Source organism: Rahnella sp. BCC 1045 (assembly GCF_019049615.1).
In the GTDB taxonomy this organism is placed as follows: Bacteria; Pseudomonadota; Gammaproteobacteria; order Enterobacterales; family Enterobacteriaceae; genus Rahnella; species Rahnella contaminans.
The window spans coordinates 12,911-25,988 of record NZ_JAFMOZ010000103.1 but is presented as its reverse complement, the minus strand read 5'-3'; the positions used below and the strand labels follow the sequence as shown (position 1 = coordinate 25,988).

Sequence of the window (13,078 nt, the reverse complement as noted above, 5' to 3'; positions counted from 1 at the left end):
TTAACAACAAATTTTAAAAGTGACGTCCGTTTACCCGATATGTTTGGCGCGACCTGCAAGCGGGGCAATCACCAGCTGTAGCGCGTTAACTGCCGTCAGCACAATCAAAGGCACCGTCCAGCTGTGGCTGACTTCGTGCAGCATGCCAAAAACTAACGGCCCCAGCGCCGCCACGCCATACCCCACGCATTGCGCCATCCCGGAAAGTGCCGCTGCCTGGCGGTGGTCTGTCGCCCGCAGATTAAATAACGACAGGCAAATCACCATGGAAGCGCCAGCGCCAAGACCGGCAATAACCAGCCACAACAAGGGCAAAGCAGGGAAGATCAGCAGCCCGGCTAATCCGGTGAAAATGGCCAGTGAGGCGATGAAACTGATCCCGCGCTGATCCCGGTATTTTTTCAGCGCCGACATGCAGACCAGATTGGCCACGATCGCCACCGCCTGATAGACAAATAACATCCAGCCCGCGCTTTCCTGGCTGATGCCGTGTGAACTGGCGTAAGGCGTGAACCAGTCTATCAGGGTGTAAAAAACCATCGACTGAAGCGCCATAAACAAAGAAACCTGCCAGCCCAGCATTGATTTCCACGGTGATTTCAACCGGCCAGGCGCCGCCTGCTGACGCGATAATTCACGCGGTTGCGTATTTTTCAACAGAGGCAGCCAGGCGACAGTGGCGATAAGGGCAGGGACAATCCAGATGCCGAGCGACAGTCTCCAGCCAAAACCACTGGTGTGCTGCAAAGGAGCCGCGATGCCGGAGGCAAGACTGGCAGTAATCGCCATGGTTGAGGCATACAGGCCAATATATTTGGTCGTATGGAGTTTAAAATCGCGCTTAATTAACGGCGGAAGCAGCACGTTTGCCGCAGCAATCCCGGTGCTGAGGATCACGGTGCCGGCCCACAATCCGCTGGCATACGGCATCACGCGCACCACAGAGCCCAGCGTGATGAGGCAAACCGCGACCCATAAACTTTTCTCCAGTCCGGTTTTATTTCCGCACCAGGAAGCCAGCGGCGCAATAGCCGCAAACAGGATCAAAGGGATAAAATTGAGCAGCCCGGCGGCTGAAGCACTCAGTCCAAACGTCGCGCAAATATCTGCCAGAACCGGACCGGTTGCGGTGATCGGGGAACGTAAATTCGCTGCCGTGAGCAGGATAAGAAACAGGAAAAAAGCAGAATTGGCAATAAACGAAGGACGCGCCGACGACGTCTGAGGCTGAGTCATAAATACACCGCACAATGAGCAGGATTATCCTGCAGAAAGTGCGTTGGTTGACGTTAACGCTACGCCAAAGGGCGGGCACCCTGATGTCTGGCGGCGATATTACACAGAGATGTCCGCTCTGTAAATATGTTGTGATGTGGAAAATAAACCCACTGACTATCACTAAAAAGACTAGTATGAAAAGTATTGCCCGCTGCGGGTGATAAACCCGTTCTGCCTCCCTGACCTTTACCCTCTCTCCTTTTTATGTGAACTCTAATCGCAGCTCAGGCAACTGCCTTCTCGGGTCCGCGTATGGTATGAAGATGTGAAAAAGACTGTCATTAACTGGTTCAAAAGCAAACGCGCACCGCCTGTTATTTCAATCACGCGGCGTCACCGGGCCAGCGCGCTGGAGCAACCGGTGCCGATCCGCACAGAGCTTTTCTCGGCAGATCAGATGGAACGCTACGGCGGGAAACTGGCGCTCTCGCACAAGCTCTCCGGTAAAAAACTCCCGTATTACCTGCTTAAACGCCTCGATGATAATGAAAAAGTCCTGACCCGAAGTTGTCTGATTTTAAGCAACGGAGAGAAAGCGAGCATCACGCCGGCCGGTGAATGGCTGCTCGATAACTTTTATCTGATTGAAGAACAAATCCGCCTGGTACGTCAGTTGCTGCCGAAAAACTTCGGCAAAGGCCTGCCGTCGCTCGGCGCTCCGCATTTCTGCCCGCGTATATATGACATCGCCACGGAAGTCGTCAGCCACAGTGACGGGCTTCTGGATGTCACCACGCTCACCCGATTTTTTACCACCTATCAGAGCGTCAAACCGCTGACGCTCGGCGAGCTGTGGGCATTTCCCGGCATGCTGCGGCTGGCGCTGATTGAGAATCTGCGCCGCGTCAGCATTGAAGTGGCGAATGCCCAGCAGGAACGCAATCTGGCCGATTACTGGGTCAATAAATTGCAAGACAGCGCTGAAAACGATCCGTCCGGTCAGATCATTATTATCGCCGATATGGCGCGCACCAATCCGCCGCGCACCAGCGCGTTTGTCGCCGAACTGGTGCGTCGCTTACAAGGGCATGGCTCGATGCTGGCGCTGCCGCTGACCTGGGTGGAACAACGCCTTAGCGAAGTCGGGCTGACGCAACGTGAAGTGATCGACAAATTTAACCAGCAGCTGGCCGCTAATCAGCTTTCTGTCAGCAACAGCATTATGGGTTTACGCCAGCTGACCGAAATGGACTGGGCTGATTTTGCCGAAAATCTCAGCGTGGTGGAGCAGACGTTGCACGGCGACCCGGCCGGGATTTATCCGCTGATGCATTTTGATACCCGCGATAATTACCGCCATCAGATTGAACGTCTCTCACGCAATTCCCGTCATGACGAAGCCTTTGTCGCCGCCCGCGCCGTAGCTCTGGCCCGCGAGGCAACGGGTTCTTATCAGCAACAACACGTCGGCTACTATCTGATTGATGCCGGGAGAAAAACGTTAGAGAAAGATCTCAACGCCCGTTCTTCCCTGATCACCCGTATACGCGCCAGACTGAGCCAGACGCCGCTGCTTTCGTGGCTCGGCAGTCTGTTGCTGCTGACCACGGCCGTTACCGCCGATGCGCTTTACCGCTCAGCACATCCGGCGCTGCACTGGCTTTGGTGGGCGCTGCTGATTCCTGTGGTGCTGGTCGCCAGCCAGTTTGCGCTTAATCTTCTCAGTGAAATCACCACCCGTAGCCGCACGCCGCAACCGTTGCCGCGTCTGGAATTCGCCGGGGGTATTCCTGAAAACGCCAGTACGCTGGTGGTCATTCCCTGTCTGCTGGGCAGCCAGAAAAATATTGATGCGCTGATTAACAGCCTCGAGGTGTGTTACATCGGCAACATGCTCGCGCACCTGAATTTCGCGCTGCTGAGTGATTTCCATGACAGCACTCAACGCGATAATCCTGAAAATGACGCGCTGCTGATTTACGCCACCCGCCAGATCCAGTCCCTGAACCGCCGTTATCCCGCCACGCAGGGCGCACGGTTTTCGCTGTTGCATCGCGACAGTGAACTGAATACGGCGCAGGGCGTGTGGATGGGGTATGAGCGTAAGCGCGGTAAACTGAACGCGCTGAACCGCTGGCTGCGCGATGAGGGCCAGCCGTTCTCGCTGATTGAAGGCAGCACGCAGGAACATTTGCGGCAGGTGAAATACGTGATTACGCTCGACAGCGATACGGTTCTGCCGCGCGCGACGGCGCATCAGCTGGTGGCTGCGATGGCGCATCCGCTGAATCATCCGGTGTACAACGAAAAGCTTCAGCGGGTGGTTTCCGGTTACGCCATTCTCCAGCCACGGCTGGCGGAAGAAATCCCGGAAAACGGGCAGGGACGTTACGCCGCGTTATGCAGCAGCGTGCCTGGAAACGATCCGTACTCGTCCATGTCGTCCGATATCTATCAGGATTTATTCGGCGAAGGCTCATTTGTCGGGAAAGGCATTTACGACGTGGATGTCTTTATTCAGGCCACGGAAAATACCTGCCCGGAAAATCTGGTGCTCAGCCATGATTTACTGGAAGGCTGTTACGCCCGCTCAGGGATGCTCAGCGATGTGGTGTTATACGAGCAATATCCTGACCATTATCTGGCGGATGTGGCGCGCAAAACCCGCTGGATCCGCGGTGACTGGCAGCTTCTGAACTGGCTGGGTTTACGGGTGACCCAGGAAGACGGCCAGCGCGCCCGCAATCCGCTGACCCTGCTTTCGCGCTGGAAACTGTTTGATAACCTGCGCCGCAGTCTGGTCGCGCCCGCCTTATTAATCCTCATTTTCAGCACGCTGATTCTGGTGCCCAACAAGCTTTACTGGTTCGGTTTTATCAGCTTTATGTTGCTGTTCCCTGCAGGGGTTGCGCTGGTGCTGGATTTGTTCAATAAAGGCCCGCGACGCGCGCTGATCCCGCATCTGAAAAGCGTATTTTCTGCCACCGTCAGCCGGGTCTCGCGTATTTTTCTGCACCTGATGACTTTGCCGCATGAAGCGGTTTACTCCGTACAGGCAATTTTGCTGACGCTGTGGCGGCTGAACGTCAGCCATCGCAAACTGCACGAATGGGCAAGCGTGAGTATTGGTGCCCAAAGCCGGGCGCATTCTCCGGAATATTTTTATCGCCGGATGTGGGCCAACCCGCTGGCCGGTGTGGCGGTAATTTTAGTGGCGGCGTATTCCCATCTGCCGCTGCTGGCATTCGCACTGCCGCTGGGCATTCTGTGGTTTCTGGCGCCGCGCATTCTGTGCTGGCTCAGTCAGCCAGCAAAACGTGAGATGCCGGATCTCAATGTTCTGCAACACGCTTTCCTGCGCCAGACTGCGCGCCAGACCTGGGCTTTCTTCGAAGATTTCGTCACGGAAACTGAAAACTGGCTGCCGCCGGATAACTTCCAGGAAATCCCGCAGCCTACCATTGCACACCGCACGTCACCCACCAATATCGGCCTTTCTTTGCTGGCCAATATTACCGCGTGGGATTTCGGCTACCTCACGCAAAAAGAGGTGCTGGAACGCACCAGCCTGACGCTGGATACGCTCGACAAACTCGAGCATTATCGCGGTCATCTGTATAACTGGTACGACACGCGCACGCTGGAACCGCTGAATCCGCGCTACATTTCGAGCGTGGACAGCGGCAATCTGGCCGGGCATTTACTGACGCTCAGCACCGGTTTACGGTTGTGGCGCACGCTGCCTGCGATGGATATCGGACAGTGGCTGACCGGGCTGGAAGATACCTTGCAAATGGCCGAAAAGCAGACGCCAATGCCGGTGCTGAACAAACTCCGCCAGCTGATGCCGCATACTGCGGCAAACGTGCAGGCGCTGGATCCTTTGCGGGAAATGCGCGCGCTGATCACGCCTGCAGATGGCGTCTGGCTGCAACGTCTGGCCGCACAAATTGACGCCGGTCTGGAAGAGTGGACTGAGTTTTATGGTGCGTTTCCGCCGGAAGTGCAAAGCAGCGTCCTGCCTTCATTGCAATGGCTGGCGCAACAGGATGCACGAACGCAGCCGGATTTATCCCGCGCGATCGGGCTGGCGCGTCAGCGGCTTGACATCATCCGTGAGCTGGAGAAACGCCTGAACGACCATGCGCGCATGGATTTCCAGTTCCTCTACGACAAAAACACTCATTTGCTGACCGTCGGCTATAACTGCGACGCGCATAAAATGGACAGCGGGAAATACGATCTGCTGCCGTCGGAAATCCGCCTCACCAATTACGTCACCATTGCCACCAATCAGTTGCCGCAAAAAAGCTGGTTCGCGCTGGGCCGGTTATTCACGGTGATCGACAAGCAACCGTCGCTGATGTCGTGGAGCGGCTCGATGTTTGAATACCTGATGCCGCAGCTGGTCATGCCTGCGTATCCGGACACGCTGCTGGTGCAGATGTGCCAGACCGCGGTTGACCGGCAAATTGCCTGGGGCAGAGAGAACAAGGTTCCGTGGGGGATTTCGGAGTCCGCGTATGCCGCGTTTGATCTCAACCAGAATTATCAGTATCACGCGTTTGGCGTGCCCGGCCTCGGGCTGAAACGCGGGCTCGCCGAAGACATGGTCGTCGCGCCTTACGCCACGCTGATGGCGCTGATGATCCGGCCACAGGAAGCCTGCCTCAATCTGGCTGAGCTGGAAAATCGCGGCGCACGCGGCGAATACGGTTTTTATGACGCGCTCGACTACACGCCTTCTCGCCTGATCCGCGGGCAGATTTACATCGTGGTGCGCTCGTACATGGCTCACCATCAGGGCATGGGTTTTCTGGCGCTGGCGAATGTGCTGCTCGATGCGCCCATGAACGCGCGCTTTGCGGCGAATGCGGCATTCCAGTCTGCGCGGCTGCTTTTGCAGGAACGCGTACCGGACGCCGTGGAGCTTTACAGCCCGCGCCGTCATTTCGAATCCCACGACAGCACGCTGCAAAAAGTGAATATCGAGCTGCGCGAATTCAGCAACGCCGACAGCCCGGCGCCGGAAGTTCAGCTGCTTTCCAATACGAATTATCATCTGATGGTGACGCAGGCGGGTGGCAGCGTCAGCCGCTGGAAAGACCTGACGCTGACCCGCTGGCGGGAAGATGCGACGCGCGATGACCGGGGGATATTCTGTTATCTGAGTGATCCGGAATCCGGCACGGTCACCAGCAATACGTGGCAGCCGCTCGGCAAACAAAAGGGCACGTATCACGCCGTACTGACCGATGCCGGTGCCGAGTTCCGCCGCACGCACGGTTCGCTGACAATGCAGACGCATATCGTGGTTTCACCGGAAGATGATGTCGAAATCCGCCGGATGACGGTCACGCATCATGGCCGCCATGCCCGTGAGCTGGAAATTACCACTTATGCCGAAGTCGTACTGGCACCAGCGGCTAATGACGCGGCGCATCCGGCATTCAGCAATCTGTTTGTGCAGACTGAACTGATGCCCGCGCAGGAAGGGATTCTGTGCCATCGCCGCCCGCGCGAGCCGGAAGAACAGTGCCCGTGGATGTTCCACATGATGGCGATCCACGGTTCCGTCGAGCGGGAAACGTCATTTGAAACTGACCGCGCGCAGTTTATCGGGCGCGGCAATTCGGCCTCCAATCCGCAGGCATTACGCCGTGCCGGGGCACTCAGTAACAGCGCCGGAGCGGTGCTGGATCCGGTGATGGCAATCCGTCAGCGCATCCGCCTGAAACCCGGTGTGCCGGTCATCATCGATATGGTTTACGGGATTGCCGACACCCGCCTGCAAAGTCTGGCGTTGCTGGAAAAATACCGCGATCACCATATTGCTGATCGGGTATTTGAAATCACCTGGTCGCACAGTCAGGTGGTGCTGCGCCAGCTGAATGCCACCGAGGAAGACGCGGGGCTGTTTAACCGGCTGGCCGGTGCCATTCTGTTCGCCAGTCAGGAAATGCGCGGCGATGCGCAGGCGGTCAGCGCTAACCGTCGCGGGCAATCCGGCCTGTGGGGGCAATCGCTTTCCGGCGATTTGCCGGTGGTTCTGCTGACAATGACCAGCAATGAAAATATCGGGCTGGTGACGTTGCTGATACGTGCGCACCATTACTGGCGGTTGAAAGGGCTGAAAGTCGATCTGGTGATTCTGTGTAATGATTCCGGCGGCTACCAGCAGGCGTTGCAAAACCAGATCCTCAGCCTGGTCGCGTCCGGCGCGGGTTCCAGCCAGACCGATATTCCGGGCGGCATTTTTGTCCGTAATGGCGAACAGATGACGCAGGACGACCGCACACTGCTGATAAGCGTCGCCCGCGTAGTGATCGACGACCGCCGCGGGTCGCTGGCAGATCAGCTGAATCAGCGCATGCAGCCACCGCATGTTTCACTGCCCGCTTTGCTGCCGGTACGCACGCTAAACGACAATCAGCCGGTCACGGCTCCTCCACGTGACCTCAGTTACTTCAACGGACTGGGTGGATTCTCACCGGACGGGCGTGAATATCAGATAGTCCTCAACGACGGAGCAAATACCCCTGCGCCATGGTCGAACGTGCTTGCGAATGCGGAATTTGGCTCGGTGATTTCGGAAAGTGGTCAGGCTTATACCTGGTATGAAAATGCCCATGAATACCGCCTGACACCGTGGGAAAACGACCCGGTCAGCGACAGTTCCGGCGAAGCGTTTTATCTGCGCGATGAAGAGACCGGCAGCGTATGGTCTCCGGCACCATTGCCCGTGCGCGGACCCGGCGGCTACGTGACGCGACACGGTTTTGGTTACAGCGTTTTCGAGCATACCGAACGGGGGATCAGCAGCGAAATGACGGTGCTGGTCGCTGAGCACGCACCGGTCAAACTGATCATGCTGACGCTGACCAACGTTTCCGGCAGGCCGCGCAGGCTTTCGGTGACCGGTTACGTCGAGTGGGTGATGGCCGATCTGCGGGTGAAATCAGCCATGCATATTGTCACCTCGGCGGCACACGTTGTGCAGGGCTGCGGCGTGCTGGCGACCAATCATTACACCAGCAACGGCTCACCGCGCACGGCCTTTTTTGCCGTGACCGGCGCACATTGTTCCGTGAGCGGCGACCGCCGTGAATTCCTCGGAAGAACAGGTTCCGCCGCATCACCCGCAGCAATGAAGACGCAGCGCCTGTCGGATAAAACCGGCGCAATGCTTGATCCTTGCGGCGCGGTACAGTCAGCGACCACGCTGATTGACGGCGATCAGCGCACCTTTACTTTTGCGCTGGGTCTGGGGCAAAACGCCGGAGACGCCGAAGCGCTGATCCATCAGTTCTTCCAGGAAGGCGCAGCACAGGCTGAGCTGGATCGCGTTCATCATCACTGGCATCAGGTGCTGGATAAAATTCAGATCACCACGCCGGATAAATCCGTCGATTTAGTGACTAACGGCTGGCTGATTTATCAGACCCTCGCCAGCCGTATACTGGCGCGCAGCGGGTATTATCAGTCCGGCGGCGCGTTTGGTTTCCGCGATCAGTTGCAGGATACGCTGGCGCTGACGCATGCCGCGCCACAACGTATGCGCGAGCAGATCCTGCTGTGCGCCTCGCGGCAGTTTATTGAAGGCGACGTCCAGCACTGGTGGCATCCACCGACCGGCAATGGCGTCCGCACGCGCTGCTCGGACGATTATCTGTGGCTGCCGCTGGCAATCAGTCATTATATTGCCGTGACCGGTGATGGCGCGGTGGCAAAAGAAATCGTGCCATACCTCGAATCGCGTCTGCTGGCTCCCGGCGAGGAATCTTTCTATGAACAACCTTTGGTCAGCAACACGCAGGAAACCCTGTGGGCGCACGGCGTCCGCGCGCTGAAATACGGGCTGAAGCTGGGCGACCACGGCCTGCCGCTAATGGGCGCGGGCGACTGGAATGACGGCATGAATCTGGTCGGGCTGGGCGGACGCGGCGAAAGTGTCTGGCTGGGCTTCTTCCTCTATGACGTTCTGCAACGTTATGGCGCGCTGGCGGAAGAGCGTCAGGACGCAGAGGTCGCCACGCTTTGCCGTGAACACTCTGCGCGGCTCAGACAAAATCTCAACGATCACGCCTGGGACGGCGACTGGTATTTGCGCGGCTATTTTGACGACGGACAAACGCTGGGTTCGCATCTGAATAACGAATGTCAGATCGACGCCATCGCCCAAAGCTGGTCGGTGCTTTCCGGTGCGGGAACACCTGACCGCACCGCCAGCGCCATGCAGTCAGTAGATAAATACCTGGTCGACAATGACGCCGGTTTAATCAAACTGCTGACGCCGCCTTTCGACGGCAACGGCCCGAACCCCGGTTATATTCGCGGCTATCTGCCGGGTGTCCGCGAGAACGGAGGCCAGTACACGCACGGCGCTATCTGGGCAGTCATGGCCTTTGCGAAACAGGGCAATATTGAGCGTGCCTGGGAACTGATGGCGATGATCAACCCGATCAATCACAGCCTGACCGCAGAGGCGGTTGGCCGGTACAAAGCCGAGCCTTACGTGATTTCCGCTGATATCTATTCGGTCGCGCCGCACAGCGGACGCGGTGGCTGGAGCTGGTATACCGGTTCCGCCGGGTGGACGTACCGCCTGATCACCGAATCATTGCTGGGGATCACGCGCAAAGGCGACACCATTTCCATTCACAGCCAGCTTCCGGAAAACTGGCCGGAAATCAGCATCGCATACCAGCAAGGCAGCAGCCGTTATCTGATTACCGTGCGCAAAAGTACGGAAGAATATCGCGTGACGCTGGACGGCAACTTGCTGGCGAATGATGAGATCCCGCTCACCGATGACGGGCAGGATCATCACGTTGACGTTGAACTGGGAAGGGGGGCTAAAAACGAATAAATCTGCGGTCTGAATAAATGTCCGGCAACAGGCACCGCCTTGTTGCCGGATTTAGCGGGGCTTTTTTGTACAAACACAAATCCTGTCTTAGAATAATTTTTACGGGCCTGATCACGCTCATATCAATGATTTAAATTTTTTAGATAAAATTATGTCTTTATAATCAAAGAGATTATCTAAATGATAAAAAATTCAAGCCGGGTTCTGTGTTTCTTCTTACTCCTTGTCGCCGTGGGTCTCCATGCCGATGAAATTAATTTATATTCCTTCAACACCGGTTCTTTTGTTTACCACCTGACCGGTAACTACGGGCAATACAACGAGTTTTTCGATAATAAATTCATGTCGGTAGAACGTAAATTCTCTGAAGACTCCAAATACAGCGCACTGGTCGGTACCATGAACAACAGCTTCGGCGACCGCTGTATTGCGCTCGGGCTGCGCCGGGACTGGATCCAGGGAGATTCCAACTGGGTGTTTAAAGGCGTCTACGGTTATACCGGCGAGTTCTTTTTCGACGCTTTCAAACACTGCGGCGATGACGGTTCCTATGAGGATTTCAAAAAAGTCACCGGCATCGGATTTTCACCGTACATCTACCATGCCATCCAGTACAACTTCACCAGCTATTTCGGCGTAGAAACCGGGATCATCATTCCTTCCGTGTTTGTGGTCAGCGTGCAGTGGAGTTTCAGGTAGCGGTAAATTACAGCGGATCGTTTTCCGTCACTTCCTGAATTTTCCACACAGGTTCACTTTGGGAAACAATCTTGTATGTCGTTGAAACACTCCAGGTCCCGCCGGTAACAAACTTTCCGAGTGTAATGAAATCCGTCAGTTTTCCGTCCTGACCTTTAAATGCGCGGTGGCCGGTGATGATATAGCCGTCAGAAGATTTCGCAGAGATCAGCCGTCCCATATCATCCGCTTTTAAATCAGGTTCTTTCTGAATAATGGTCTTGTTTTGGTAATGCGTTTTTACTCTGGCAACTTCATCATCGCTGATCGCCACTGCCGCCGTGGCCGGGAAATGTTTTACCACATCACTGATCGTTATGGTTGCAGGCGGCGGATTCACTTCCGTTAAGCCCTGCGCTTTGGCCCAGGTTGTCAGATAGCAATCGGTTAAGGAATTTTGAGCCATCGACGCAAAACGGTCGGGCATGTTCTCGAAATCAGTGACGGTTTTCCCCGCGCGGCGAAGCGCAATAAAATCCTCGCATGTTGTGACGTTAACGACTGAATTGTCATTCAGCTTCAGCGAGATGGGTGTTGAATCGTCCTGTAACGGTTTGCTGTAAGCACTGGCAGACAGGCAAGCGAGAAAAATTCCGGCGATTAGTTTAGTTTTCATCATCCCTCATCAATACGCGGTAAAAGAGGCAAACAGGACATGTACTTTACCCGTCAGCTTTTATTCTGAAAAGTGGGGGGATACGAACATCAACATTTCGTCCGCCACCGAAGTGTCACCCATTTTTGCGTCTTATAGTGAGCTCCGAAGACATTCATACCGGAGCATTTTATGATCGCTGTACTTTTCGAGGCTGACGCCATTCCTGAACAACAGGACCGCTACTTTGAGCTGGCCGCAGAGCTAAAACCTTTGCTGGACGACGTTGCGGGTTTTATTTCTATTGAACGTTTTCAGAGCCTGAGTACACCGGGAAAAATTTTGTCGCTGTCATGGTGGGAAAATGAAGCGTCGGTGCTGGCGTGGAAAAAGAATCTTAAACATCAGGCTGCACAATCCGAGGGACGGAACACTATTTTCTCTTTTTACCGGATCCGCGTTGTTGAGGTTCTCAGGGACTATTCATCTGAAAAAGGAGGTTATTCGCATGTATGATATTCACGTTATTCTCCGCAATGCGCCCGGTGAGCTGGCGCGCCTCGGTTCTGTCCTCGGCAAAAATGGTGTAGGGCTTGAAGGCGGCGGTGTGTTTACGGCAGGCGATGAAAGCCATGCGCATTTTCTGGTTGAAGAGGGCGAACTGGCCCGCACGGTGCTGGCGGCCGCCGGGCTGGACGTCCGGCAGGTCACAAAGCCGGTCATCAGAAAGCTGAAACAGGAACGCCCCGGAGAACTGGGTGCCATTGCCGCAGTCATCGCGCAGAACGGGATTAACATATTGGTGCAGTACAGCGATCACGATAACCGGCTGATTTTGCTTACCGATAACAATACACTGGCCACACAGGTAACAGCTGAATGGGACGTACCGACTGAATGAGTTTACCCAACTTTCGTAAAACGGATGATGACGGATTGCAGCTTGAACTGTCGTTATCCGCGGTTGCTTCGGCCATTGCTGACCCTTCGCGGGTCAGCATGCTTTGCGCGCTGATGGATGGCCGCGCGTGGACCGCGACAGAGCTGAGTTCGGTCGCCAATATTGCGGCGTCCACCGCCAGCGCGCACCTGACCAAACTCCTCAACAGCGAATTAATTACCTGCCTTTCGCAGGGAAGACACCGTTATTACCGGCTGGCTGGCAGCGATGTCGCCCATCTTCTGGAAACCCTGATGGGGATTTCCATGAAATCCATGAAATCGCCGCAGCCCAAAACGCCGGTACATTTGCGCGTCGCGCGAACCTGCTATGACCATCTGGCAGGAAAAATCGCGGTCGGGATTTACGAATTCATGAGTAACGAAGGCTGGCTGGAACCTGACGGTAATGCGCTGACGCCCGCCGGAAAGCAGCATTTTGAAGATTTAGGCGCCATTCTGAACCCGAACCCCCGGCGCAAAAGCAGCTGCGCGTGTCTCGACTGGAGCGAGCGACGTTTCCATCTCGGGGGCGATTCCGGCGCCGCTTTACTGGCCGCTTTTGAGCGAAAAGGGTGGCTGAACAGAACGCCGGGCTATCGCGAAGTCACGTTTACTGAAGAAGGGAAAAGGGCGTTTTTACGCATTTTCCAGATTGATGTGAAGTGATGGATTCAGGCGCATTCCTCGGGTCAACAGATTCATGCGCGCAGGATGAT

At 55.7% G+C, this 13,078-nt stretch carries 7 protein-coding genes; 5 read left to right on the top strand and 2 right to left on the bottom strand.

The genetic code is table 11. From position 1 onward, the window contains the following. Positions 1-30: 30 nt before the first annotated feature. Positions 31-1,236, bottom strand: a complete 1,206-nt coding sequence (locus tag J1782_RS04975; protein WP_217152556.1) for an MFS transporter — start codon at positions 1,234-1,236, stop codon at positions 31-33. A gap of 307 nt (positions 1,237-1,543) precedes the next feature. On the opposite strand from J1782_RS04975, the gene J1782_RS04970 reads away from it, so the two are divergent. After that, positions 1,544-10,087 (top strand): GH36-type glycosyl hydrolase domain-containing protein, encoded by an 8,544-nt coding sequence (locus J1782_RS04970; RefSeq protein WP_371819740.1) that lies wholly within the window; start codon positions 1,544-1,546, stop codon positions 10,085-10,087. Between the two features lie 180 nt (positions 10,088-10,267). Continuing rightward, positions 10,268-10,786 (top strand): hypothetical protein, encoded by a 519-nt coding sequence (locus tag J1782_RS04965; RefSeq protein WP_229893226.1) that lies wholly within the window; start codon positions 10,268-10,270, stop codon positions 10,784-10,786. 7 nt (positions 10,787-10,793) lie between these two features. Here the strand turns inward: J1782_RS04965 and J1782_RS04960 are convergent, their stop codons facing one another. Beyond that, positions 10,794-11,441, bottom strand: a complete 648-nt coding sequence (locus tag J1782_RS04960) for a hypothetical protein (protein ID WP_217152555.1) — start codon at positions 11,439-11,441, stop codon at positions 10,794-10,796. 171 nt (positions 11,442-11,612) lie between these two features. On the opposite strand from J1782_RS04960, the gene J1782_RS04955 reads away from it, so the two are divergent. The 3 genes from J1782_RS04955 to J1782_RS04945 are packed head-to-tail and all read left to right on the top strand — an operon-like array spanning position 11,613 to position 13,028. Further along, a complete protein-coding gene (locus J1782_RS04955) occupies positions 11,613-11,936 on the top strand; it encodes an antibiotic biosynthesis monooxygenase (protein WP_217152554.1) in 324 nt (107 codons plus the stop codon). Continuing rightward, a complete protein-coding gene (locus J1782_RS04950) occupies positions 11,929-12,321 on the top strand; it encodes an amino acid-binding protein (protein ID WP_152323907.1) in 393 nt (130 codons plus the stop codon). Before J1782_RS04955 ends, J1782_RS04950 begins: the two co-directional genes overlap by 8 nt. Further along, positions 12,318-13,028, top strand: coding sequence for a helix-turn-helix transcriptional regulator (locus tag J1782_RS04945; protein WP_217152553.1), 711 nt, complete (start codon positions 12,318-12,320; stop codon positions 13,026-13,028). The genes J1782_RS04950 and J1782_RS04945 overlap by 4 nt, the downstream gene beginning before the upstream one ends. The last annotated feature ends 50 nt before the right edge of the window (positions 13,029-13,078 follow it).

Coding starts and splice junctions, on each gene's coding strand:
- J1782_RS04950 (WP_152323907.1), top strand. CDS start 11,929: ATGTATGATATTCACGTTATTCTCCGCAATGCGCCCGGTGAGCTGGCG.
- J1782_RS04965 (WP_229893226.1), top strand. CDS start 10,268: ATGATAAAAAATTCAAGCCGGGTTCTGTGTTTCTTCTTACTCCTTGTC.
- J1782_RS04975 (WP_217152556.1), bottom strand. CDS start 1,236: ATGACTCAGCCTCAGACGTCGTCGGCGCGTCCTTCGTTTATTGCCAAT.
- J1782_RS04960 (WP_217152555.1), bottom strand. CDS start 11,441: ATGAAAACTAAACTAATCGCCGGAATTTTTCTCGCTTGCCTGTCTGCC.
- J1782_RS04945 (WP_217152553.1), top strand. CDS start 12,318: ATGAGTTTACCCAACTTTCGTAAAACGGATGATGACGGATTGCAGCTT.
- J1782_RS04955 (WP_217152554.1), top strand. CDS start 11,613: ATGATCGCTGTACTTTTCGAGGCTGACGCCATTCCTGAACAACAGGAC.